General features: G+C 66.6%; 22 protein-coding genes and 1 riboswitch. Of the genes, 19 read left to right on the top strand and 3 right to left on the bottom strand.

Annotated elements, in window-relative coordinates; translation table 11 throughout:
* Window positions 1-187: 187 nt before the first annotated feature.
* The 13 genes from NRB20_RS00325 (at window position 188) to NRB20_RS00265 (ending at window position 12,700) form a co-directional block, all read left to right on the top strand.
* Window positions 188-796: a TetR/AcrR family transcriptional regulator gene (locus NRB20_RS00325; protein ID WP_153407718.1), complete on the top strand. Its 609-nt coding sequence runs from the start codon at window positions 188-190 to the stop codon at window positions 794-796.
* A gap of 188 nt (window positions 797-984) precedes the next feature.
* Complete coding sequence (locus NRB20_RS00320) at window positions 985-2,265, top strand: cytochrome P450 (RefSeq protein ID WP_319944257.1); 1,281 nt, start codon at window positions 985-987, stop codon at window positions 2,263-2,265.
* Window positions 2,266-2,281: 16 nt separating this feature from the next.
* Window positions 2,282-3,052, top strand: coding sequence for an SDR family NAD(P)-dependent oxidoreductase (locus NRB20_RS00315; protein ID WP_153407174.1), 771 nt, complete (start codon window positions 2,282-2,284; stop codon window positions 3,050-3,052).
* 33 nt (window positions 3,053-3,085) lie between these two features.
* The gene (locus tag NRB20_RS00310) at window positions 3,086-3,286 is read left to right on the top strand and encodes a ferredoxin (protein WP_153407173.1); all 201 of its coding nucleotides are present in this window, start codon (window positions 3,086-3,088) and stop codon (window positions 3,284-3,286) included.
* Between the two features lie 32 nt (window positions 3,287-3,318).
* Entirely contained in the window at window positions 3,319-4,608 is a 1,290-nt protein-coding gene (locus tag NRB20_RS00305) for an MlaD family protein (RefSeq protein ID WP_319944256.1), read from the top strand.
* Window positions 4,605-5,642 (top strand): MlaD family protein, encoded by a 1,038-nt coding sequence (locus NRB20_RS00300; protein ID WP_319944255.1) that lies wholly within the window; start codon window positions 4,605-4,607, stop codon window positions 5,640-5,642. The genes NRB20_RS00305 and NRB20_RS00300 overlap by 4 nt, the downstream gene beginning before the upstream one ends.
* Window positions 5,643-5,647: 5 nt before the next feature.
* Window positions 5,648-6,676, top strand: a complete 1,029-nt coding sequence (locus NRB20_RS00295; protein WP_153407172.1) for an MCE family protein — start codon at window positions 5,648-5,650, stop codon at window positions 6,674-6,676.
* Window positions 6,673-7,797 (top strand): MCE family protein, encoded by a 1,125-nt coding sequence (locus NRB20_RS00290; RefSeq protein ID WP_153407171.1) that lies wholly within the window; start codon window positions 6,673-6,675, stop codon window positions 7,795-7,797. The genes NRB20_RS00295 and NRB20_RS00290 overlap by 4 nt, the downstream gene beginning before the upstream one ends.
* Window positions 7,794-8,903, top strand: coding sequence for an MCE family protein (locus tag NRB20_RS00285; protein WP_153407170.1), 1,110 nt, complete (start codon window positions 7,794-7,796; stop codon window positions 8,901-8,903). Before NRB20_RS00290 ends, NRB20_RS00285 begins: the two co-directional genes overlap by 4 nt.
* A 29-nt stretch (window positions 8,904-8,932) precedes the next feature.
* A complete protein-coding gene (locus NRB20_RS00280) occupies window positions 8,933-10,165 on the top strand; it encodes an MlaD family protein (RefSeq protein ID WP_153407169.1) in 1,233 nt (410 codons plus the stop codon).
* A 428-nt stretch (window positions 10,166-10,593) separates the two neighbouring features.
* Window positions 10,594-11,013 carry an Mce protein gene (locus tag NRB20_RS00275; RefSeq protein WP_153407168.1) on the top strand — a complete coding sequence of 140 codons (420 nt, stop codon included), beginning with the start codon at window positions 10,594-10,596 and terminating at the stop codon, window positions 11,011-11,013.
* Complete coding sequence (locus tag NRB20_RS00270; RefSeq protein WP_153407167.1) at window positions 11,013-11,843, top strand: MlaE family ABC transporter permease; 831 nt, start codon at window positions 11,013-11,015, stop codon at window positions 11,841-11,843. The genes NRB20_RS00275 and NRB20_RS00270 overlap by 1 nt, the downstream gene beginning before the upstream one ends.
* 2 nt (window positions 11,844-11,845) lie before the next feature.
* Window positions 11,846-12,700 (top strand): ABC transporter permease, encoded by an 855-nt coding sequence (locus NRB20_RS00265; protein WP_153407166.1) that lies wholly within the window; start codon window positions 11,846-11,848, stop codon window positions 12,698-12,700.
* Window positions 12,701-12,706: 6 nt separating this feature from the next.
* Here NRB20_RS00265 and NRB20_RS00260 read toward each other — a convergent pair whose 3' ends face one another.
* On the bottom strand, window positions 12,707-14,095 hold the full coding sequence (locus tag NRB20_RS00260) for an MFS transporter (RefSeq protein ID WP_319944254.1): 1,389 nt from the start codon (window positions 14,093-14,095) through the stop codon (window positions 12,707-12,709).
* A gap of 191 nt (window positions 14,096-14,286) precedes the next feature.
* On the opposite strand from NRB20_RS00260, the gene NRB20_RS00255 reads away from it, so the two are divergent.
* The 3 genes from NRB20_RS00255 (at window position 14,287) to NRB20_RS00245 (ending at window position 17,159) form a co-directional block, all read left to right on the top strand.
* Window positions 14,287-14,658 carry an ArsR/SmtB family transcription factor gene (locus NRB20_RS00255; RefSeq protein WP_153407165.1) on the top strand — a complete coding sequence of 124 codons (372 nt, stop codon included), beginning with the start codon at window positions 14,287-14,289 and terminating at the stop codon, window positions 14,656-14,658.
* Window positions 14,659-15,483: 825 nt separating this feature from the next.
* The gene (locus NRB20_RS00250; RefSeq protein ID WP_153407164.1) at window positions 15,484-16,098 is read left to right on the top strand and encodes a class I SAM-dependent methyltransferase; all 615 of its coding nucleotides are present in this window, start codon (window positions 15,484-15,486) and stop codon (window positions 16,096-16,098) included.
* A 95-nt stretch (window positions 16,099-16,193) separates the two neighbouring features.
* Window positions 16,194-17,159, top strand: coding sequence for an esterase/lipase family protein (locus NRB20_RS00245; protein ID WP_153407163.1), 966 nt, complete (start codon window positions 16,194-16,196; stop codon window positions 17,157-17,159).
* Window positions 17,160-17,563: 404 nt separating this feature from the next.
* Here NRB20_RS00245 and NRB20_RS00240 read toward each other — a convergent pair whose 3' ends face one another.
* Both NRB20_RS00240 and NRB20_RS39185 read right to left on the bottom strand, forming a co-directional pair.
* A complete protein-coding gene (locus NRB20_RS00240) occupies window positions 17,564-18,790 on the bottom strand; it encodes a PucR family transcriptional regulator (protein ID WP_153407162.1) in 1,227 nt (408 codons plus the stop codon).
* 329 nt (window positions 18,791-19,119) lie between these two features.
* Window positions 19,120-19,752 (bottom strand): TetR/AcrR family transcriptional regulator, encoded by a 633-nt coding sequence (locus NRB20_RS39185; RefSeq protein ID WP_319944253.1) that lies wholly within the window; start codon window positions 19,750-19,752, stop codon window positions 19,120-19,122.
* A gap of 321 nt (window positions 19,753-20,073) precedes the next feature.
* Here NRB20_RS39185 and NRB20_RS00230 point away from each other — a divergent pair, with 321 nt between their 5' ends.
* The 3 genes from NRB20_RS00230 to NRB20_RS00220 all read left to right on the top strand — a co-directional run bounded on the left by NRB20_RS00230 (window position 20,074) and on the right by NRB20_RS00220 (window position 23,466).
* Window positions 20,074-20,454, top strand: coding sequence for a Zn-ribbon domain-containing OB-fold protein (locus NRB20_RS00230; protein WP_406603765.1), 381 nt, complete (start codon window positions 20,074-20,076; stop codon window positions 20,452-20,454).
* Entirely contained in the window at window positions 20,447-21,649 is a 1,203-nt protein-coding gene (locus tag NRB20_RS00225; RefSeq protein WP_153407161.1) for a lipid-transfer protein, read from the top strand. The genes NRB20_RS00230 and NRB20_RS00225 overlap by 8 nt, the downstream gene beginning before the upstream one ends.
* Before the next feature lie 84 nt (window positions 21,650-21,733).
* Window positions 21,734-21,842: riboswitch (cobalamin riboswitch) on the top strand.
* A gap of 166 nt (window positions 21,843-22,008) precedes the next feature.
* Window positions 22,009-23,466, top strand: coding sequence for an ABC transporter substrate-binding protein (locus NRB20_RS00220; RefSeq protein ID WP_319944252.1), 1,458 nt, complete (start codon window positions 22,009-22,011; stop codon window positions 23,464-23,466).
* The last annotated feature ends 3 nt before the right edge of the window (window positions 23,467-23,469 follow it).

Raw genomic sequence — 23,469 nt, 5'->3', positions numbered from 1 at the left:
GCAGTCGAATTCATGAGGTAACTCGTCGCGCAACAGTCGGGCGCGGTGTCGCGGCGGAACGTTTCCCGGCTGATACCGTGTGTCGCCGGGCTCGTCGGAACGCCGGGGATACCGGTGCCCGGTCGAACCTCGGCGGAGGTGCGCCGCGATCATGGGATTCGGTGACGTGGAATTCGGAGGTCGGATGATGGCATCGACACGGCGGATCGGTTCGCCGGACGCGAAGAACCGGACGGTACTGCTGGACGCGGCGGAGCAGCTCATGCTCGAGGAAGGCTATGCCGCGGTCAGCTCGCGCAATGTCGCGCGCAAGGCCGGCTTGAAGTATCAGCTGGTCTACTACTACTTCCGGACCATGGACGAGTTGTTCCTCGCGGTCTTCCAGCGGCGGGCCGAGGAGGGGCTCAAACGTCAGCAGACCCTGCTCGAGGCGGAGAATCCGTTGCGCGCGCTGTGGCAGTTCGACCTGGACGCGGCCTCGAGCGGGGCCCTGACGATGGAGTTCGTCGCGCTGTCCAACCACCGCAAGGTGATTCGCGAGGCGCTGGTGGAGTACTCACGCCGTTTCCGCGAGACGGAGATCGAGATCGTGCGGACCGTGCTGCGGCGCTATCGCATCGATCCGGAGGTGTGGCCGCCCGAGGTGGTCGCCTTCGTGATGGCCGGAGTGTCCCGCACCATGGCGCTGGAAGGCGCGCTCGGGATGACCACCGCGCACGACGAGACGCTGTCCTTCGTCCGCGAGCATCTGGCGCGTCTGGGTGACCCGCCCGCGGAAACGGTTGTGGACGAGTAACTTTCACCGCTCTCACGTCGGCCCTGGTCAGGTCCGTGAACCTTGACCGCTCTCGCCGAGGTGTGCTAAGCATATGCTCAGCATTGCTGAGCACTTGATTAGCATTCGGGTGCGGACAACGTCCGAGACGGCGCGGACCGCGACGTCCGGCGGCCGTGCCGATGCTGCCTGATCACCGGGAGTCCGTCGTGAGCATGTTCGATGAGATCGACTTCTTCACCGACAAATCGATTGTCGAGAACCCCTACCCCTACTTCGAATCGCTGCGGGCGCGGTGTCCGGTGGCGCGCGAGCCGCACCACGGCGTACTGGCCGTGACCGGGTACGACGCGGCCGTGGAGGTCTACCGCAAGCACGAGACCTTCTCCAGTTGCATCGCCCCGACCGGCCCGTTTCCGGGGCTGCCGTTCGATCCGGCCGAGGGCGATATCGCCGCGTTGATCGAGAAACACCGCGAGGCGTTCCCGCTGCACGAGCACATGGTCACCTTCGATCAGCCGAAGCACACCATGCACCGCGACCTGCTCAAGGCCCTGTTCACCCCGCGCCGCCTGCGGGAGAACGAGGAATTCATGTGGGTGCAGGCGGACCGCATGCTCGACGAGTTCATCGGGCAGGGCCGGGTCGAATTCCTGCGCAACTACGCGCAACCCTTCGCCATGCTGGTGATCGCCAATCTGCTGGGCGTGCCGGAGGAGGACTTCCTGGAATTCCGGCGGGTGCTGTCGAACACCACGCCGCCGGGCGCGATCGACGACGAGGTGATGGTCGGCAATCCGCTGGAATTCCTGGCCGAACGCTTCACCGGCTACCTCACCGAACGGCGACGCGAACCAGGCTCGGACGTGTTGTCCGCCTTGGCATCCGCGCGATTCCCGGACGGTTCGCTGCCGGAGGTCGCAGATCTGGTGCACCTGGCCTCGTTCCTGTTCGCCGCCGGACAGGAGACCACCGCCAAACTCATGACCGCCGGTCTGCGGGTGCTCGCGGAGAACTCGGAACTCCAGGACGAGTTGCGCGCGGACATCGACCGCATCGGCAGTTTCGTGGAGGAATGCCTGCGGCTGGAAGCACCGGTCAAGACCGATTTCCGGCTGGCCTGCGAGGCCACCACGCTGGGCGGCGTGGAGGTTCCGGCGGGCAGCATGGTCATGGTGCTGCCCGGCGCGGCGAACCGCGATCCGTCGCGCTTCGAGAATCCGGGCGAGTTCGTGCTCGATCGGCCCAACGCCCGCGAGCACATCTCGTTCGCCCGCGGCATCCACACCTGTCCGGGAGGTCCGTTGGCGCGCATGGAATCTCGGGTCAGCTTCGAACGGATCCTGCACCGGATGCGGGACATCCGGATCTCCGAGACCGACCACGGCCCGGCGGGCGCCCGCAATTTCGGCTACGAGCCGACCTATGTCCTGCGCGGTTTGAGTTCGTTGCACATCGAATTCACTCCGGTCGGCACGGACGCGAAATGACGAGCGAGGACAACCGATGGACGGGAACGATGGCGGGGAGAATTCGTCACGCGTGGCAATTGTCAGTGGTGCTGCTTCGGGCATCGGCCTGGCGATTGCGCGAAAGCTTGCGCGGGAATCCCACCGGGTAGCGCTGTTCGATCTGAGCGGTGAGGCCGTGCGGAAGGCGGCGGCCGAACTGGTGGCCGACGGTCTGCGCGCGGTCGCCTATCAGGTGGACGTGGCCGACGCCGAAGCGGTGGCGGCGGCGGTTCGCCTGGTGCGCAAGGACTTCGGGCCGGTGCAGATCGTGGTCACCAGCGCCGGGGTGGAGGAGTACACCGCGTTCGAGGAGATCACCCGGGAGCAGTGGAATCGCATTCTGGCGGTCAATTTGAACGGCACCTTCGCGTGTATTCAGGCCGTTGTTCCGGATATGGTCGCCGCGGGCTGGGGACGCATCGTGACGATCTCCTCCTCGAGTGCGCAATCCGGCGCGAAGAACATGGCGCACTACGTCGCTTCCAAGGGCGGCGTCATCGGCCTGACCAAGGCGCTGGCGGCGGAACTGTCGCCGAAAGGCATTACCGTCAACAGCATTCCGCCCTCGATCATCGATACGCCGATGGCGCAGCAGGCCACCGCGGCGGGGTTCTTCCCGGGTGTGGAGGTGATCGCGCCGATGACGCCGGTGCGGCGGGTCGGCACGCCCGAGGACGTGGCGGCCGCGTGCGCGTACTTGTGTTCGGACAGTGCGGGTTTCGTCACCGGGCAGCTGATCGGCGTCAACGGCGGTCTGTACATCTGACCGGTCGGCGTGATCGGTATTTCGGAGGAAATCATGGAGATACACATCGATCCGCGCAGGTGTGAGGGCCACGCACTGTGCGCGAGTATCGCGCCGACCGTCTTCGAGGTCGGTGCGGACGACCTGTCCGCCGTCGTGCAGCCGAATCCACCCGCGGACCTCGAGCCGAAAGTACGCATGGCCGTGGATGCCTGTCCGACACTGGCGATTTCGCTCGGAGGTCCGGCATCGTGAGAGTGCGTCGCGGGCACGGGAGCGAGTGACCGGTGTCCATTCTGTTCGAGCCCGACGGGCGCGGGCCCTCGGCGTGGCGGCTGCTGCTCAGCGGCATCTGCTTCCTGATCGTCGTGGCCGGGGTGGCCACGACGATGGTCGAGGTCTCGCGCGGCGCGTTCCGACGCACCGTGCCGGTCACCGCGATACTGGCCGATGTCGGCGACGGGCTGCCCGCGAAATCGGATGTGAAGTATCTGGGCGTGCGGGTCGGGCTGGTGACCGGGGTCGCGCCCGCGTCCGAGCCGGGTATGAACGCGGTGCGCATTCAACTCGATCCGCGCTATGCCGGGCAGATCCCGCGGTCGGTGACAGCTCGGGTGGTGCCGAGCAACGTGTTCGCCGTGCCGTCGATTCAGTTGCTGTACAACGGATCCGCGGCCGCGGTGACCGGCGGTGAGCTGATCCGGCAGGATCACAGCCGGGCGACCGTGCGGTTGCAGACCTCGCTGGATCAGCTGCGCCGGATCCTGGCCGCAGTGGGCCGGGATCAGACCGATACCGCCGTCGGGATGCTGGAGACGCTGGCCGAGGCCACCTCGGGGCGCGGGGCCTCGCTCGCGGACGCGGGCGCGCAACTGCGCGAGATCGTCATCGAGCTGAACAAGGTGATCTCGGTCCAGGCTGCTCCCTCCGCGCTCGACGCGCTCTCGGCCGCGCTGCGCGAGGTGCGGGTGACCGCGCCGGAACTGCTGGACACGCTGCATCACACCGTCGGGCCGATGCTGACGGTCGCCCGGGAACGGGAGCAGCTGACCGCTCTGCTCACCGGTGGTGCGCACACCTTCGACACGGTCGGAAATGCCTTGGGACACAACAGTGATCGGCTGATCTTCATCACCTCGAACCTGTCGCCCGCGCTGGACGTGCTGGGCGACGGGGCGAGCCACTTCCCGCAGATCAGCAGTTCGGTGATCCGGATGAGCGACAAGTTCAACCACACCTTCGATCCGCGGGTGCAGCGGGTTACCGCGAAGGTGATCGTGCAGTTGACCCCGAACCGGCAGTACACCCGCGCGGACTGTCCGCGTTACGGAGCCCTGGTGGGGACCAGTTGTTCGACCGCACCCGGCTCTGCGTCGAATGCCGTGCAGCCCAGTGCGTTTCGTCCGGATGATCGGTCGGCGACCGATATCGGCCCGGCCGGCAGTGCGACCGAACAGCGGCAGATCGCCGAGATTCTCGGCGGGACACCGAATGCGGCCGCCGACATCCTGTTCGGGCCGTTGGCTCGCGGGGCGAAAGTCACGGTCACCGCCGATCCGAGCGGGGGCGCGCGGTGAGTTATCGACGGTCGCTGCTGGTCCTGGTCGTTTTCGTGATCGTGTCGGCACTGCTGTCGTGGACCGTCATCGTCACCCTCGAACGCGGCGTGAGCGGGGCGACGGCGAAGTATTCGGCCGTGTTCACCGATGTGTCGGGGTTGAGTACCGGTGACGATGTCCGGATGGCCGGGGTGCGGGTGGGCCGGGTGGACTCGATCGAACTCGACGGCAATCGGGCCCGGGTGGGATTCGAAATCCAGCGTGAGCAAACACTTTTCGGCACCACGGTCGTCTCGGTGACGTATCAGAATCTGATCGGGCAGCGATATCTGGGCCTGTCCCGGGGCACGCGCGGCAACCCGGTGGCGCTGCGACCCGGTGCGGTCATCCCGGTCGCGAATACCGAACCGTCCTTCGATATCTCCAAGCTGCTCGAGGGATTCGAGCCGCTGTTCGGCACCCTGGATCGCAGCGCGGTCGACAACATCACCCAGGCGCTGATCAAGGCGCTACAGGGCGACAACGGTTCGCTGACCGCCCTGGTCGCCGAGACCACCCAGCTCGCGCAATCCTTCGCCGGGCCCGATCAGGTGCTGGGACAGGTGATCACGAACCTCACCACGATCGTCGACGGCCTCGCCGCGCAGAGCGGCGACCTCACCACCGTCATCGGCCGGACGCGCGCGATATTCGAAGGGCTGCAACGGAACAAGGACTCGCTACTGGGTTCGGTGGATCATCTCTCGCAGGCGGTCGATCGGGTCGCGCGGATCGTCGATACCGATCAGCCCGCGCTCGAGGCGTTCCTGAACCGGAATCCGGGCTTCGCGCAACATCTTCTGGACAACAAATACAAGTTCGGTGTGATGGGTTTCAACCTGCCGCTCATTCTGAAGGGTCTGGCTCGCATCACCCAGGAGGGCGGATACGCGGATGCGGATATCTGCGATGTGACCTTCTCACTGGCACCTGGGATGTCGCCGCTGATTCCGGGCATCCTGGCGGCGCTGACTCCGGGCGGAGTCGTCAAGCATACGGCCAAGTGCAGGTGAGGCGGATGCGCGGATTCCGTTGGCGGGCAAAGCCACTCGAAGAATACAACCGGGTGTCGCTGGGTCTGCTCGCACTCGGCGGGCTGACGGCGGCGATCGTGATCGCCCTGGTGGTCAATTCGATGAATTTCGGGGACCGGGATGTGCGGGTCGATTTCGCGCAGGCGGCGCAGCTCGGCGCGGGGGACCGGGTGACCATCGCCGGGGTGCCGGTCGGGCAGGTCACGACGATCCGGCTCGCGGACGGTCATGTCGCGGTGACGCTGAGCATCCATCGCTCGGTGCATCTGGGTGCGGATACCACCGCCGCGATCAAACTCACAACGCTGCTGGGCAACCGCTACGTCGAACTCGATCCGGCCGGTTCCGGAGATTCGAATCGGATTCCCTTGCAGCACAGCGGTGTTCCCTACGATCTGGAATCGGCGCTCGCCGACGCCACGACGACCTTCGACCAGGTCGACGCGGACCAGGTGGCCAAGGCGCTGACGGATCTGACCGGCAAGCTGAACGGGCTGCCCGCGCTGATTCCGTCGGTGCTGCAGAACGTCCGGACACTCTCGACGGTGATCGCCGAACGACGCGGCCAGATCGGCACGCTGCTGACGGCCACCAGCAAGCTGACCGGCGTGCTGAACAGCCAGCAGGCCGATCTGGGAGTCCTGTTCGGTCAGGGCGGAGACCTGCTGCGCGAACTCGTGGCCCGCAAACAGGCGATCGAGTCCATGGTCGCTGCCACCACGACACTCGTGGACCGGCTCACCCCGCTGGCTGTGCGGGATCAGCCCGAAATCCGTGCGCTGCTTGGTAATTTGCGGGAGATCACCGCCATGCTGAGCAGGCACGACGATCTGTTGCGCAATATCCTTCAGGCCCTGCCGGTTCCGTGGCGGTCCTGGGCCAATCTCACCGGCACCGGGCCCGAGTTGGACGCGACCGCCTCGTCCGGAGCGTTCCTCGATTCGTTCATGTGCACACTCGTGGGACGCGCACCGCAGGTGCACATCTCGCCGTATTCGGAGGAATGCCGATGAGTGCGGCGCGGATCGCGGATGTGCCGCGGTGGGTGAAGGCCGCGGTTCTCGTCGCGGTGGCCGCGGTGCTCGGTGTGGCGAGCGTGCCGCTGAGCCAGCTGGGCAGTGGAACCATCACGGTGACAGCGCAATTCGCCGATGCGGCCGGGCTGTACAGCGGAAATCCGGTGGAGGTGCTCGGTATTCGGGTCGGCAGGATCGACAGCATCACCGAGCGTGGTGATTTCGTCGAGGTGCGGATGACCGTCGATCGGGCGATCCGGATTCCGGCGACTGCGAAGGCGGTGACGGTCTCGGATTCGGTGCTCACCGATCGGCACATCGAATTCACCCCCGCCTACCGGACCGGGCCGGTATTGCGTGACGGCACCGTGCTGCCGGTCGAGCGGACGCGCACGCCGGTCGAATTCGACAGCCTGTTGTCCACCGCCGACAGATTGTCCCGTGCGCTCGGCGGAGACGGCAAGGGCGGTGGGCCCCTGGCGAATATGGTCGATCTCGGCGCGTCGACGACCGCACACAACGGCGGGGATATCAAGGCCGCGCTGGACGAGTTGTCCCGTGCGCTGCGCATGGGTGACGACGGCGGGGCGGCGAGCAGGAATGCCATCACGCGGATCGTGAACGATCTGAACTCGCTGACCGCCACCGCCGCGACCAACGACCAGAAGGTCCGCTCCTTCGCCGCGGCCGTCCACCAGATGAGCGATATGCTCGCCGAGTTGAACCTCGGGTCCGGGGACACCGGGACCAAGTTGGACCAGATCCTCACGCAGACAGCGGATCTCATGCAGGCCGAACGCGGCACGCTGTCCGGCACCGCCTCCGATGCGAACGTACTGCTGCGGAGTCTGGCGGACTATCAGGGCAGTATCGGCGAATTCCTGGACCTGTTCCCGCTCGTCACCGACAACGCCTACAACGCGATCGATCAGCAGGCCGGTGCCGGACGCGTGCACGTGAACATCGACAAGATCGCGCTCGACGGCCAGATGGTGAAACAGGTGTGCAATCTACTGCAACTGAAACAGCTGGGATGCGCGACCGGAAAGGCGTCGGACATGGGCCCGGATTTCGGGGTCACCGCGATGTTGGCCGGAATCGCAGGGATGCGGAAATGACTGGCGGACAGCGTCTTCGGCGCGGACTGAGCGCGGCGGCGATGGCCGGTGCGCTCACGACGACGGCGTGTTCGGCGGGACTGGATTCACTGCCGTTGCCCGCCCCGTCGGTCGGCGCGCACAGCTACCTGATCACCGCGAATTTCGCCAATGCGCTCAATCTGCCGACCAAGGCCAAGGTCAAGTTGCAGGGCGCGGATATCGGTGAGGTCGAGGATATGCGTGCGCGTGATTTCACCGCTGTGGTCTCGTTGCGTATTCGGTCGGGTGTGGAGCTGCCCGTCGGCACCACGGCCGAATTGCGTTCGGCCACACCGATGGGCGATGTCTTCGTCGCGTTGACACCACCCGACGGCGCGGGATCCGCACTGCTGCACGATGGTTCGGTCATCCCGGAATCCTCGACCTCGGACGCGGCGACTATCGAAGCGGTCCTGAGCCGGGCGGCGCTGCTGGTGAACGGCGGCGCGGTCCGCGATCTGGCGAAGGTCGTCAACGGGCTCGGGGCTGATCTGGGCGGTCGCGGAAATCGCTTGGCGGACTTGATCTCCCAGACTTCGACCCTGGTGCACACGCTGTCGCAGCGGTCCGATCAGATTCGGGCCGCGATCCGCGACACCGGGGCGCTGACCGATACCATCGCCGCGCAGCAGTCGACGGTGAACGCGGCGGTGGCCGCGGCGGGTCCGGCCGTGCAAGCTGTCGGTGACAATACGCAGAACATCGTCGATCTCGCGGCCCGATTGAGCCGGATCGCCGGGGAACTGGAGAAGTTTCCGTCGGTGAACGGGACCGGAAAACGCAGTCTCATCACGGATATGAACAATCTGTCGGCCGGATTGAACGCCGCCGCCAATCAGCCGGGACTCGACCTGAACGTACTGAACGCATCGATCGGGATCGTCGGCGGCAAAGTGGCTTCGTCCACCGGTGCGGGTGCGGACGCGGACGTCACCAAGATCGCGATCGGTGCGGTACCCGATCCGAATTTTCCGGGGAACGATCAGGCCCGCATTCCGGAGCAGACCGATTGGGCGAATTTCGTCGGATCACTGGCATATACGTTGCAGCGCTTGCGCGATCGAGTGATCGGGCCCGGACGGTGAACGCGCGGCGGCGGGGGCTCGGTGAACGAATGAGCACGGCTGCGAAATACCTTGCGGGACACCGGCTGACCGTTTCGTGGCTCGCATTGGTGCTGACGACGGTGCTGGGGGCCGCTTACCTGGTTTTCGGGTCGTTACAGGCGGATCCGTTCCGATCGACGTACGTCGTGCGCGTGCGCTTCGCGGAATCGGGTGGGCTGCAACCGAACCGGGATGTGACCGTGCGCGGCGTGCGGGTCGGTGAGGTGAGATCCGTGGATATCGCCGACGGCGTCGTGGTGGCGGTGGCCGCGATCGACAGTTCGGTGCGGATACCGGCCGACAGCACCGCCCGGGTGGCCGCGCTCTCACCCGCCGGTGAGCAGTACCTGGATTTCGTCCCGCAAACCTCGGCGGGACCGTATCTGCACGACGGCGCGACGGTGAGCGCCGACCGGACCTCCTCACCGGTGACCCTCGCGCAACTGCTCGGCGATATGAACGGCGCTGTCGTACAACTGGATCCGGCGAAACTCGCGTCCATCGTGCACGAACTGGGCGGCAGTCCGCAGGCCCCGGAGAAACTGGCCGCGATCATCCAGGGCGGCACCTTCCTGATCACGACCCTGGGGTCGGTGCTGCCGCAGACGGTCGGGCTGCTGCACAACAGCGAGATCGTGCTCTCGACGGTGCGTGATCTGGCCCCGGGGCTGGGTGCGACCGTCGCGAACCTGGATCGGACCGCCGCCGGGGTGGACCGGATGACCGGCGGATATCGGACGCTGGTCAGCGAGAGTCCGCGGGCGCTGCATGCGATGGATCAGATCATCGCGGACAACTCGCCCACGATGGTGCAACTGCTCGGCAATCTCGCCACCGTCGCGCAGATGTCGTATCTGCACGTCCCGGCGATGCGGGAATTCTTCTTCCCGCAACAACGTCCGGGCTCGGCGGTCGACGCGCTGGCCAAGGCATTTCACGACAACGCGGTGTGGGCGCTGGTGAATCTGTACCCCCGCAAACAATGCGACTACAACCTGCCCCGCAAACCCATCACCGTGCCGAACTACCCCGAGCCGTATCTGTACACCTTCTGCACGGACCCGGACCCGAGCCTGGTGGTGCGCGGTGCGCGCAACGCGCCGCAGCCGCCCGGCGACGACACCGCCCAGCTGCCGCCCGGCGTGAACCCGCTCGCCACCACCGATCCGACACCGCAGGGACGATGGTCGATTCCCACGCCCTACGGCGGCGTACCCGAGCCCTACCTTCCACCGAAATAACCTTCCCGGCAACATATTTCAGGAGTGGACCGATGTCGACATCGCAGTTGAAGCCGGGGCCGGAGGTCTCGGAGGCCGATCCGGAGCCGGCCGTCACCGAGAGTTCCGGAGGAGCAGAGCCCGAGGGTGACAGACTTCCGGCTGGCCGACGGGAGGGTGCCGGGCTCGAAGCCGCCGAGTGCGAAGAGGTTGCTCACGATGCCGATGAGCATGAACGTGCGGGCCGCGAACGTGCGGGGGCCGACGGCACGACCGGCGGGCGTGGCGGAGCTCGAGGCGCGAGCGGCGAATATGAGAACGGCGACGGTGCGGAGCTCGGAAATGGTTCGGAGGCAGCAGGATCCGACCCGGGACCCCGCGGTTCGAAACGGTGGGTGCGGCGATCCTGCGCCGCCCTGATCATCGTCGTCGCTATCGTATCCTCGGTATTGGCAGGAGTTTTCGGCTGGAAACTCAGCAATCGCGACGCCGTGGACACCGCGGCGCAGCAGGCGCTGTCCACCGCGCAAACCTATGCGGTCACCCTCACCAGTATCGATTCCCAGCACATCGACGACGACTACACCCACGTGTTGGACGGTGCCACAGGCGATTTCAAGAACATGTACTCGCAATCGAGTGCTCAGCTGAAGAAGATGCTGATCGACAACAAGGCCCGCAGCGTCGGCAAGGTCGTGGACGCGAGTGTGCGGAGCGCCTCGACGGATCAGGTCGTGGTCATGTTGTTCGTCGATCAGGAGATCACCAACACCGTGAGCCCCGATCCGCGGATCGACCGCAGCCGCATCATCATGACGATGCGATCGGTCGGCGGCCGGTGGCTGGCTTCGAAGGTGGAGATGGCCTGATGACGTTCACGGCAACCGATATCACCGGATGGGGGCGCGGTTATCTGCGGCGTCATCCGATCGCCTCGCTCGATACCGTCGGCTCCCAATTCGTCCTGGGGGTGCGCGCGGTGCAGTACCTGATCACGGATATCGTGAAGGGCCGGTTCGTATTTCGCGAATTCGTGCAGCAGGCCGCGTTCATGGTGAAGACCTCGTACGTGCCGACGATCGCGGTCGCACTGCCGATCAGCGCGACGTTGTCCATTCAGTTCGGATTGATCGCCGGACAGGTCGGGGCGAGTTCGCTCGCGGGGGCGGCGAGTGGTCTGGCCGTCATCCGCCAGGCCGCGCCGGTCGTGACGGCGATGCTGCTGGCCGCGGCGGTGGGCTCGGCGATCTGCGCGGATCTGGGGTCGCGCACGATTCGCGAGGAGATCGACGCGATGACCGTGATGGGAGTGGAGGTGATCCACCGACTGGTGGTGCCGCGGGTGGCGGCCGGGGTGGTGGTCGCGGTCGGGCTGACCGGGTTGAGCGCCTTCGTCGGGTTCATCGCCGGATATCTGTTCGACGTCTACGTCCAGGGCGGGACGCCGGGCAGTTTCGTGGCGACGTTCTCCTCCTTCGCCACGATCGGGGATATGTATCTCGCGGTGGTGAAAGCGGTCGTGTTCGGGCTGATCGTGACCGTCGTCGCGTGTCAGAAGGGGTTGAGCACCAAGGGCGGTCCCAGTGGCGTGGCGGATTCGGTGAACGCCGCGGTCGTCGCCTCGATCGTGCTGCTCATGGTCGTGAACGTGGGTTTCACCGAGATCTACACCCTGCTGTTCCCGCGTGAGGCGCTGTAGCGATGGCGGCGCCGTACTATCCGATCGGGCTCGGCGGTCTCGTGCGGGCGGGGGCCGCGCCGCTGCGGCTGATCATGCGGTTCGGGCACATGGGACGCTTCTTCGTGCGGGCGATCGTCTCGATTCCCGTTGTGCTGCGGCACTATCGGAACGAATTCCTGCGTCTGGTGTCGGTGGTGGCGTGGGGGAACGGGTCGCTGATCGTCGGCGGCGGGACGGCCGGAATCATCATCGTGCTCGGTGCGAGCGCGGGTGCGCTGGTCGGCATCGAGGGCTACAGCGCGTTGAAACTGCTGGGGCTCGGTCCGGCGACAGGGTTGATCTCGGCGACCGCCTCCACCCGTGAGCTCGCGCCGATCATGGCCTCGATCGCGTTCGCCTCGCAGGCCGGGTGCCGGTTCACCGCGCAGCTGGGAGCCATGCGGATCTCCGAGGAGATCGATGCGATGGAGACGTTGGCCATCCGGTCCATCCCGTATCCGGTGACCACCCGGCTGATGGCGGCGGTGGCGGCGATCGTGCCGCTGTATCTGGTCTGTCTGGCAATGAATTTCGTCGCCGTCCAGATCGCGATCGGGGTCGCGGGCAGTCAGACGCCGGGGACATACGAGCATTACTTCCGGATGGTGCTCAGCGGCACCGATATCGTGTACTCGCTGGCGAAAGCCGTTGTGTTCGTGATTATCACGACGACCATCCAGTGTTACTACGGGTACTACTCGACCGGCGGACCCGAGGGGGTCGGGGTGGCGGCGGGACGTGCGATGCGGGCGAGTATCACGGTGATGATCTGCGTGAATCTGCTTCTCACACTGGCGCTTTGGGGATTCGACTCGGGTGCTCGGCTCAGTGGTTGAGGGGGATCATCGGCTGACGAGCTTGCCTGCCGCGGGCCAGGAACGGTGATCGGCGTCGATGACGATGGGATGGGCGTGGACGTGGCTGCCGTCGGGCAACACCCGCGCGTCGGTGAGATGTGCTGGGTCGGTGCCGAATTCGTGAACGTGGGGGAGCGGTTCGGCGTCGCGTCGCGGCCAGCGGGTGATCGCGACGCTCGCGCCCAGCACGGCCAGGATCGTCAGCACGGTCCAGGTGGTGGTGAAACCGGCGGTGGTGGCGAGCCAGCCGGTGATCGGGTAGGCCAGCAGCCAGCAGGCGTGGGACAGGGAGAACTGGGCGGCGAAGACCGCGGGGAGGTCTTCGGCGCTGCTCGAGCGGCGCAGCACTCGTCCGGTGGGGGTCAGGACCAGGCCGGTGCCCGCGCCGATCGCCGCCCAGATCGGGAACAGGACCGGCCAGCGCCAGTCGCCGCCACCCGCGGTCGAGATCGCGAGCGCGGCCAGGATCGCGGTGAGCAATACCCCGGCCCCGCCGAGCATGACGGTGCGTTCGGCGATCCGTTCCAGCAGGCGCGGCGCCGACAGGGCCACGATGATCACACCGAGTCCGTTGGCGGCCAGTAGCCACGCCACGTCGGATTCGGAGCGGTTCAGGGTCTGCTGGACGAGGTTCACGGTGTTGACCATGACGATCGAACCGGCCGCTGCCACAACGAGATTCAGGCCCAGCAGGCCGCGCAGGCGCGGTGTGGCGGTGAAGATCCGCACGCCAGCCAGGATCCGGTCGACCACGGCGGTGTTCGTGGCCCGGCGTACGGCATCGGGAATTCGGCTCGAGACCACCAGCGACGCGGAGATCAGGAATCCGGCGGCGGTGCCGGTGAACAGCCAGTGGAAGGACACGACCCCGATCAGCGCGGCGGCCAAGAGGGGGCTCAGCAGCGACTCCAGGCTCGAGGCCAGTTGGGAGTACGACAGGGCCCGGGTGTAGTCGCGTTCATCGGGCAGGATGTCGGGCAGTACCGCCTGGAACGTCGGGGTGAACGCGGCCGATGCCGACTGCAACACGGCGATCAGCACATATATCTGCCAAACCTGTCCGATGAACGGCAGCAGCACCACCACCGAAGCCCGCACCAGATCGAGACCGACCAGCGCCAGCCGTCGCGGCACCCGGTCCGCCCAGGCGCCGGCCAGCGGCGCGATGAGCACGTAGGCGACCATCTTGATCGTCAACGCCGTGCCCAGCACCGCACCCGCGCGCGGACCTGCCAGCTGGTAGGCGAGCAGACCCAATGCGACGGTGGTCAGGCCGTTGCCGAACAGCGCCACCAGCTGTGCGCCGAACAGATGCCGGTAGTCACGTTGGGCGAACAACGTCAGTGCGGGGCCTGCGGATCGAGGAGATGACACCCGCCCATTATATGTGCATGAGTGCGCACATAAGTGGGGTAACTGCTGTGCGCATCTCCGGCGGCTATCGTCGCGACTCGGATCGCGGCGGCAGCGTGCGACGAGGGATCGTTATAATCGCTGCTACACAACCCCTTCCCTGAGGTATCGCCGGTGGTGAGCGGGAGGACGACACGAAGGCGGTGACGGCGATGGCGGAGGCGACCGGCACCGAAACCGCATCGGCGCAGCCCAGCCTGGTCCACTCCGCCAGCCCGGATCAGCAACGCCTGGATGTCGCGACGAACACCTTCCGCATGCTCGCCGACCCGACCCGTCTGCACATCCTGGCAACCCTCGCCGACGCCGAAGCCGATGTCACCGCGCTGACCGAAGCCTGCGGCGTCTCCCGCACCGCCGTCAGCCAACACCTCGCCAAACTCCGATTCACCGGCCTGGTCGACACCCGCAAGGAAGGCCGCCGAGTGATCTACCGCATCCGCGACGGCCACCTCGCCCGCCTGGTCCGCGAGGGCCTCAACCACGCCGACCATGTGGTCACCGGCGAACCCGCCCACGACTGACCTCGACTCGGCAACGCTGTTTCGCGCGAATCCTCTGCTCCCGCAGGTGTATCGGTTCAGGCGCCAGTGTTTGCCGCTTGGTGCTGGGGACGGTGTGTCGTCGCACTGTTGCGGAATTCGGCGGGTTCGCGCGCTGATGAACCTTGATGCCCCCTGTGGGTATTTCCGTTTCGGGCGAATCCTCCGCTGTCGCAGGCATATCGGTTCAGGTGTGAGTGTCTGCCGCTCGGTGTTGAGGACGGTGTGTCGTCGCACTGTTGCGGAATTCGGCGGGTTCGCGCGCTGATGAACCTTGATGCCCCCTGTGGGTATTTCCGTTTCGGGCGAATCCTCCGCTGTCGCAGGCATATCGGTTCAGGTGTGAGTGTCTGCCGCTCGGTGTTGAGGACGGTGCGTCGCCGCACTGTTGCGGAATTCGGCGAGTTCGCGCGCTGATGAACATTGATTGCTCTTGTGGACATTTTCCGTCGTGAGTATCCGGAATTCGGCTCGGGTCCCTGTCTCCGGCGAGCTCCGCCGGCGTGCGCGCCCCAATCGGATTCAGGTGCCTGCCTGTCGATTCCGGCGGTGCCGCCAATAGCCGTTCGGCGTGGACCCGCCGCACTGGCTGTCGTGATGTCGGCGCGCGTGGTCGCCGGGCCGGAACCGGGCGTCGGACCCCGGGGTCGCATCGTGCCGAGAATGGTTGTGGCGGGGGGCAATCCGTACTCGGTGCTGCTGGTGGGCTCGGTGGTGAGGGTGGGGTGAATGCCGCATCGGGGCCTTCGCGCAGAATCGTGGGTGTCCGCACGATTCGCGGCGGGCCCGATGTGGAAGGAGTGGGCGATGAGTTCGCGGGTGCTGAGTCAGTGGGAGGAGATCACCGCTGCCGATCCGACACATTCGGCGCGGTATGCGGAGCGGTTCCGGAATCTGGCGGCCGAGGGGCAGGACATCTTCGGTGAGGCGCGGATGATCGACGCGATGCTGGGGCGGGGGGCGCGGGTGCTCGATGCCGGATGTGGCGCCGGGCGGTTGGGCGGGTATCTGCATCGGGCCGGGCACGAGGTGGTCGGGGTGGATGTCGACCCGGTGCTGATCGAGGCCGCCGAGCTCGACTTTCCGGGCCCGCGCTGGCTGGTCGGGGATCTGGCCCAGCTCGATCTACCCGGTCACGACGTCCCGGCCGACTTCGACGTGGTGTTGTGCGCGGGCAATGTGATGGGTTTCGTGGCGGTCTCGACCCGGCGCGACGTGCTGGCAGGATTCGCTCGCCACCTCGCCTCGGACGGCCGCGTCGTCGTCGGCTTCGGCAGCGGTCGCGGATACTCGTTCGACGATTTCCTCGCCGACGCCGAAGCCGCGGGCCTGCGCCCCGACGTACTCCTGTCCACCTGGGATCTGCGCCCGTTCACCCCGCGGTCCGACTTCCTGGTGGCGGTGTTCTCGCGGGCCGTCTGAACGCTCGGCGTTGTGCCGCGACACCAGTCCGGGCGCGAATTTCCTTGGAGTGCAACCTATTCGCGACTCCTTTCCGGCATGTCATAGTCGGCATCATGGCAGGTAGAACTACAGCACCGGCGCGGCGGTGGGCCCTGTCGGCTCTCGCGGCGGCCGTGACCGCGTTGCTCCCGTGCATCGAATCCGGCCCGGTCCGCGCGGATCCGCCGCCGCTCTATCCGGTCCCGTACAGCTTCATCCTCGACGCCACCCTGAGCGCTCTCCAGGGGCCGAACGCCGCACCCCCGGGCACGAACAACTGGAAGTGCCGCCCCACCGCGGCGCACCCCGAACCGGTGATCCTCGTGCACGGATTCCTCGCCAACCGCAACGACAACTGGCAGACCTACGGCCCCCTGCTGGCGAACAACGGGTACTGCGTCTTCGCGCTCACCTATGGCAACGACAGCGGTGGTTCGTCGGCCGGAATCGTCGGTGGTCTGGGCGCGATGGAGGCCAGCGCTCGAACCCTCGGCGCCTTCATCGATCGGGTGCGCGCGGCCACCGGAGCGGACAAGGTCGACATCGTCGGACATTCCGAGGGCGCGACCATGCCGTACTGGTACATCAAACAGGACCACGGCGCGGCGAAGGTCGCCAAGATGATCGGCCTGGCCCCACTGGTGCACGGCATCGGCATCCCCGCCGGTGCGAACACAGGTTCCAACACCGGCTCCGCCGACGGTCCCGCACTGGCCGAATTCTTCGCGACGTCGGCCTTCATCCAACACCTCGACGCCGGCGGAATCACCGTCCCGGGCGTCACCTACACCCAGATCGTCACCAGATTCGACGAATTGGTCATCCCCTACACCAGCGGCATTGTCGCAGAACCGAATTCAACCAACATCACCGTCCAGGACCAGTGCCCCCAAGACCTCGCCGACCACCTGTCCCTCGCCTCCGACCCCACAGCCGCCCGCGACGTCCTCAACGCCCTGGACCCCACCCACCCCGCACCCGTCCAGTGCAGCCTGGTACTTCCCGCCATCGGCGCGGTGTCCAGCGGATCAGGCCGATAGCGCCGTCAGCATCGGCGCGACACACCCCGGTTCCGGTCTCAATTACTGTCCGACGCAACAGATTCCGACCATCGAATCCACCGCTACTGGTCCCTGACGTCCCATTTCCTCGACGCCCGCGTCACCGTGGGGCAGGCCCACAACTGGGTGTACGACGCCTTGGCTCGTTCGGCTGGGCAAGCGGCTTCCGCACTCTGATTATGCGGTGCCGCAGTGGCATTCGTTCCGCCGGCTACCTGTGTCGAAGTTGTCGACCTCGGTATTCCGTTGTGGGACTTGCGTATCGCGACTTCGGTCGGGGGATTCGTTGTGGCAGTGTGTCAAGCGGTCGACAGCATCTGAGATTCGGTGCGGCTCTTACCAATTCACTTCTCGCCAACGGTGAGTAGTGGCCGAGATTTGCCTCAGGGGCGTTGGTCGGGTTCCATGCGGACGGTGGAGAGGTCGGGGAAGACCTGGATGGCTTCGAGGGCGGCGGCGAATTCGGCGTGTTTGATGGGGTCGTCGAGGGCTATGCCCAGGCGGTCCTCCACGCGGCGCATGCGGTAGCGGATGGTGTTCTCGTGGCAGTAGAGCATGCGGCCGGCTTCGGCGGCGGAGCCGTGGGCGGCGATCCAGGCCTGGGCGGTGGAGAGCAGGGTGCCGCGGTCCTCGTCGGGGAGGGTGAGGATTTCGCCGAGGACGCGGCGGACGAAGCGGCGGGTGGTGTCGGGGTGGCTCAGGACGAGTTCGCCGAGCGGGGTGTCGGGGAGTTGTTTCATGCCGGTGGATCCGGCGGGCATCGTCTCCAGCGCGATGCTGGCGAATCTCGCGCCGCGGGAGGTGCGGTCCAGGCAGGTGTACTCCGGGCTGACGCCGACCCGGGCCGTGGCGGTGGTGGAGATCAGTTCGAGCAGGCTCTCGGCGGTGTGGCGGTGGTTGCGGTGCACGATGCCGATCTCGCGGTCGGGCTGCGAGCGCCACGCCGAGCGGATGTCGCGCAGCGAGAGGTGGTCCTCGAGATGCGGCAGGGCCCGATCGCCGGCCGGTGGCGTCTCGGCCACCACCACGACGAACCGGCCTTCGAACGGCATATCGAGCAGTTGCGCTATCTCCCAAGGGGTTTGGTGATCACCGAGGGTGCCGTCGATGAGCCCGGCGACCAGTGCGGAGCGGCGGCGATCCAGCGCGACGGCCTGCCGGGTCTTCTCCTGCCGATACGCCTCGGTGACGGCGGTGGAGAATTCGTCGCTGAGGATCCACAGTTCGGAGACCGAATCGATGAGCGCGGTGACCGCGTGCTCGTCGCGCGCGCGGGCGGCCGCGAGCAGCCAGTCCCAGAAGCAGACGAACCCGAGCCGAAACGCGCGCAGCACCTCCGGCAGCGCGATATCCTGTGCCGCGCGTTCCTGACCGGTGCGGCGAGCGGCGCTGATATCGGCCTCCTGGCCGAATTCGAGGAAATTCAGGATGCCCTCGAGGTTGCTGCGCGCCGAACGATGCAGCAGCGCGGTCGGAACCACGGTCTCGTCCCGGTACATGTCGATGTTCTCGCGGATCATCGCGACCAGTTCGGTGGCGACCTCGTCGAGTCGCCGTCGTTCTGATACCAGCAGCTCCCGCAGGTCCGGATGTGGTTCACGACGACGCATCTACGCGATGCTACCGCCGGTGAGTGCCCGCGGGCGAGGGTCGTCCACCCCGGGCGACGCGGCGAGCCCGCCGATGCGGGGTTGTTGCCGCCGACAAAATGTGGCCGATCGACTTTGTCGGCGGCGCTATGGGGTATCGGCGGCCGGGCGACGACAATTGATCTTGCACGCGGAGATCGGCAGAGCATTGAGCCGCCCGGTCGGTCTGCGCGGGCAACGGATATTCGGTCGATACCGTCGAAAGATGTTGGCGTGGCACGGTATCGGCGAAAGTGTGATGGCCGGACCCTTATCCGGGGGGCCCGGCCATCACACTGTTCGGCCCCCGTTCAGGCTGCCGGTTCGTAGGCCCGCAGGAACGTGTCGACCGCGCTGTCGGCGATCGCGCGCAACTCTGCGACCGTGACCTTGCGGGTCCCCGCCCGCGAACGAATCTGTAACGGCCCGGTCAGCAGCGCCAGGAACTGCTCGGCCGCCGTGGCCGGATCGGCCGTCCGCAGTCGACCGGCGAGCATCAGATGAGCCATCCGATCACCCAGCGCCTCGGCCACCCCGCCGGACGTGCGCTCCTGCACGAGCACGATCAGATCGGGAAAGACCGGCAACTGCGCGGCGGTCAGCGCCCGCAACGACCGGGACTGCTCACCCGCGCAGATCCGCAACAACCGCAGCGCCGAATCCCCCAGCGCCACACGCAGATCCGCGTCCGCCTCCCGCAACGGCCCGACCGCCGCGAGACATTGCGCCCCCACCGCGTCCGCCACCGCCTCGACCGCATGCCGGAACAGCGTCTCCTTGTCGGTGAGATGGTTGTAGACGGTCGGCTTGGCAACCCCCGCCTCATTCGCGATCTCCTGCACACAAGCCTGGCTGTACCCCCGTCGCGCGAACACGGCGAACGCCCCGTCGAGAATCGCCTGCCGCTTATCGATCCGCCCATGCGCACCCACAGCTTTCGTCACCCTCCCAGATTATCCCGGTGCAAACCCTTGAACCCACCGGTGTAACCGCATGCCGCACGGTTGCCACGTCGGTACGGGTATCGATGTCGAATCGGCCCGAACTGGCTAGAGATTCCGGACCGCCGGATTCGGGCGATGGGCGAGGCGCGATCGGGCAGAGTGGACATCTCTCGGGTCCGGCGGTCGTGCCCCGACTGCGGATCGGGGAGCGGGAGGGTCTCGCCAAAGTAGAACGTGTTCCTATAACGTCGGGGTGTGCAGAAAGAACAACGCCCTGCGGTGGCAGATTGGTTCACTGCGGATGACGGACAGGTGCGGCTCGTGGGGAGTCGGTGTGCGGTGTGTGCGACGCCGTACTTCCCGTGCAACACGCTGGCCTGCCGGAATCCGCAGTGCGCGAGTCCGAAGGACGGCTCCGAACTGGCCGAATACCTGTTCTCCACGCGGGGGCGGATCTGGTCGTATGCCGACGCCCGGTACAAACCGCCCGCGCCGTACGTTTCGCCGGATCCGTTCGTGCCCTACGTCGTCGCGGCGGTGGAGCTCGAGGTCGAGCAGATGGTGATCCTCGGGCAGGTGGTGCGCGGGCTGACCGTGGACGATCTGGCCGTCGGCATGCCGGTCGAGTTGACCCTCGGCGTGCTGTACGAGGACGAGGAAGCCGAGCACACGGTGTGGATGTGGAGGCCCGTCGATGCCTGATACGAACAATCGCGACATCGCCGTACTCGGTGCCGGAATGCACCAGTGGGGTAAATGGGGTCGCAATTTCGTCGAATACGGGCTGGTCGCGGCGCGTGCGGCGCTCGCGGATGCCGGGGTGGACCACCGCGACGTCGGGTACATCGCGGGCGCGGACACCATCCGCAACGGGTACCCGGGTTTCGTGTCCGGCGCGACCTTCGCCCAGGCGCTGGGCTGGTCGGGCGCGCGGATCTCGAGCAGTTACGCCGCCTGCGCGTCGGGTGCGCAGGCCATCGCCAACGCCCGCGCCCAGATCCTGGCCGGACTGACCGATGTGGCGCTGGTGATCGGCGCGGACGCCGCGCCCAAGGGCTTCTTCCAGCCGGTCGGCGGCGAACGCCGCGACGATCCGGACTGGCTGCGCTTCCACCTGCTCGGCGCCACCAACCCGATCTACTTCGCCCTCTACGCCCGCCGCCGGATGGCGTTGCACGGCGCCACGCTCGACGATTTCGCCGCGGTGAAGGTGAAGAACGCCAAGCACGGCCTGAACAACCCGTATGCCCGCTACCGCAAGGAGGTCTCGGCCGAGGAGGTCGCGGCCTCCGCGATCGTCTCGGATCCGCTGCGGCTGCTGGACATCTGCGCGACCAGTGACGGCGGCGCGGCCCTCGTGCTGACCTCGATGGAGTACGCGCGGCGGCACGGCACCAGCGATCCGGTCCGGATTCGCGGCTTGTCGACGGTGACCCCGACCTTCCCGAAAACTGTGCTCGACCTGCCGGATTTCGCGACCGATTCGGCCGTGGCATTCGACGAGCCGTCGCGCCCGTTCCGGGCGGCGATCGCGGACGCGGCGTACGAGGAGGCCGGAATCGGCCCTTCGGAGCTGTCCTTCGCGGAGGTCTACGACCTGTCGACCGCGCTGGAACTCGACTGGTACGAGGATATCGGGCTGTGCGAGGTCGGCGGCGCCGAGGAGTTGTTGCGCAGTGGCGCAACGACTTTGGGCGGCCGGGTACCGGTCAACCCGAGCGGCGGGCTGGCCTGCTTCGGTGAGGCGATCCCCGCGCAGGCGATCGCGCAGATCTGCGAACTCACCTGGCAGTTGCGCGGGCAGGCCGACGGACGTCAGGTGGAGAACGCGCAGGCGGGAATCGCGGTGAACCAGGGCCTGTTCGGCCACGGTTCAGCGATCATCGCCACCCGCTGATCCACGGCCGACGACGAAAACCCGGGCCCCGCCCGGGTTTTCGCATGTTCAGCACCGTGGCCGCCGCGACCCGCGCCGGGTATGCGTAGTATGTCGCTTGTCCGTAGGGAAGTCCGGTGCGAATCCGGCGCTGTCCCGCAACTGTGAGGCTCCCGAGCCGAAGCCAGATACCTGCGGACAGCGGTACCGGGACGGTCACGATCACGCGGATATGGTCGATGCGCCGAGCGAGTCACCTCGGGTGGCTCGACTTGTGCATATCTCCTCGCGTGCAGTGCCAGACGCGATGGGAGTCGGACATGCGGTCGGGTTTGAGTCGGCGAGATCTCTTGCTGGGCAGTGTCATTGCCGCGGGAGCGGTGGTCACGGGGTGTGGGACGAGATCCGGTGCGCCGAGCACCGAGACGTTCACTGCCGCGTTCCAGGGCTCCGGCGCGGCCGAGGGGATCGATCCGGGCGTGGCCTCGCTGTTCATCGACGAGGCGCGGATGAAGACGGTCTACGACGGGCTGTTCGAGATCGATCACACGATGACGGCGACACCGCGACTGGCCGCGTCGAGCGAACCGAACGCCGATGGCACCGGATGGCGAATCACATTGCGCGACACCGCATGGCACGACGGGAAGAAACTCACCTCCCACGACGTGCTGTACACCTTGGCGCGGGTGCTCGGGCCGCCGCAGCGCTCGCCGTTCATCGCCGCCGCCACGCTCGCGCAGGTCGATCTGTCGAGGTGCCGGGCCGTGGACGATCGAACCGTCGAAATCGCCTTGCGCACACCGTCGTTCGAACTTCCGCTCGCGTTGTCGGCCTACGGTACGAAGATCGTTCAGGACGGCGCGACGGACTTCTCGAAACCGGTGGGAACGGGCCCGTTCGTCTTCGAATCCTTCGAGGCGGGACGGCAATTCACCGCGCGAGCCAACGAACGGTACTGGGATGGCCCGCCCTCCATCGGGCACCTGCGGTTGGTCAGCGCGGATGCGGACGCGCGCCTGGCGGCGGTGCAGAGCGGCCAGGTGGATTACGCCGACAATCTGACCCCGTCCGCGGCGCGGGTGCTGCGCGGCCGGGCGGGCATCTCGGTCCGGTCGACGCCGAACAGCGGCATCTACTTCTTCGCCATGAAGACCGATCGCGCGCCCTTCGACAATCCCGACGTGCGCCGGGCGGTGATGCGGATGGTCGATCGCGATGAACTGGTGAAGGTCGCGCTCGAGGGTGACGGTGAGGTCGCCAACGACGTCTTCGGCAAGGGCTCCCAGTACTACGCCGAATTGCCGCAGCACACTTACGATCCCGATGAGGCGGGGCGATTGCTGAGCCGCGCCGGTGTGCGCGATCTGTCCTTCGATCTGTTCACCGCGCCGGTGGATTTCGGATTCGTCGAAGCGGCAAGGCTTTTCGCCGACCAGGCCGCGAAATGTGGTGTGCGGGTGAACGTCGTCATCGGCTCCAAGGACAGTTACTACGCCGATGCGTTGAAGACCGGCCAGCTCACGATGGGCCAGTCCGGTCCGCTGGCCATTCCCAACCATTTCGCCTCGCGGCTGCTCACCACCGCGCCGCAGAACCGCACGAAATGGGCCGATCCGGAATTCGACGCGCTGTACGCCAGGGCGCAGGCGACCCCGACCGTCGAGGGCCGGACCGCGATCTATCGCACGATGCACGAAATCCTCTACGACCGTGGCGGATTCGTCTTCTTCGGCAGTACACACTGGAATACCGCCGCGCGCGACGGATTCCGCAATACTCCTGCCGCGGTGCCGAATTCGCACGAGTGGGCGCGTTTCGACAAGGTGACCGCGTGAGAC

Origin of the sequence: Nocardia macrotermitis (genome assembly GCF_009604405.1) — a bacterium.
Taxonomy (GTDB): Bacteria; Actinomycetota; Actinomycetes; order Mycobacteriales; family Mycobacteriaceae; genus Nocardia; species Nocardia macrotermitis.
The sequence above is the reverse complement of the archived record's forward strand: the minus strand, read 5'-3'. Positions and strand labels throughout refer to the sequence as shown.

What these genes read in the sequence shown, in the direction of transcription:
- NRB20_RS00290 (WP_153407171.1), top strand. Translation starts at nt 6,673, where the DNA reads ATGAGTGCGGCGCGGATCGCGGATGTGCCGCGGTGGGTGAAGGCCGCG.
- NRB20_RS00265 (WP_153407166.1), top strand. Translation starts at nt 11,846, where the DNA reads ATGGCGGCGCCGTACTATCCGATCGGGCTCGGCGGTCTCGTGCGGGCG.
- NRB20_RS00280 (WP_153407169.1), top strand. Translation starts at nt 8,933, where the DNA reads ATGAGCACGGCTGCGAAATACCTTGCGGGACACCGGCTGACCGTTTCG.
- NRB20_RS00310 (WP_153407173.1), top strand. Translation starts at nt 3,086, where the DNA reads ATGGAGATACACATCGATCCGCGCAGGTGTGAGGGCCACGCACTGTGC.
- NRB20_RS00225 (WP_153407161.1), top strand. Translation starts at nt 20,447, where the DNA reads ATGCCTGATACGAACAATCGCGACATCGCCGTACTCGGTGCCGGAATG.
- NRB20_RS00255 (WP_153407165.1), top strand. Translation starts at nt 14,287, where the DNA reads ATGGCGGAGGCGACCGGCACCGAAACCGCATCGGCGCAGCCCAGCCTG.
- NRB20_RS00295 (WP_153407172.1), top strand. Translation starts at nt 5,648, where the DNA reads ATGCGCGGATTCCGTTGGCGGGCAAAGCCACTCGAAGAATACAACCGG.
- NRB20_RS00270 (WP_153407167.1), top strand. Translation starts at nt 11,013, where the DNA reads ATGACGTTCACGGCAACCGATATCACCGGATGGGGGCGCGGTTATCTG.
- NRB20_RS00250 (WP_153407164.1), top strand. Translation starts at nt 15,484, where the DNA reads ATGAGTTCGCGGGTGCTGAGTCAGTGGGAGGAGATCACCGCTGCCGAT.
- NRB20_RS00245 (WP_153407163.1), top strand. Translation starts at nt 16,194, where the DNA reads ATGGCAGGTAGAACTACAGCACCGGCGCGGCGGTGGGCCCTGTCGGCT.
- NRB20_RS00315 (WP_153407174.1), top strand. Translation starts at nt 2,282, where the DNA reads ATGGACGGGAACGATGGCGGGGAGAATTCGTCACGCGTGGCAATTGTC.
- NRB20_RS00240 (WP_153407162.1), bottom strand. Translation starts at nt 18,790, where the DNA reads ATGCGTCGTCGTGAACCACATCCGGACCTGCGGGAGCTGCTGGTATCA.
- NRB20_RS00325 (WP_153407718.1), top strand. Translation starts at nt 188, where the DNA reads ATGGCATCGACACGGCGGATCGGTTCGCCGGACGCGAAGAACCGGACG.
- NRB20_RS00285 (WP_153407170.1), top strand. Translation starts at nt 7,794, where the DNA reads ATGACTGGCGGACAGCGTCTTCGGCGCGGACTGAGCGCGGCGGCGATG.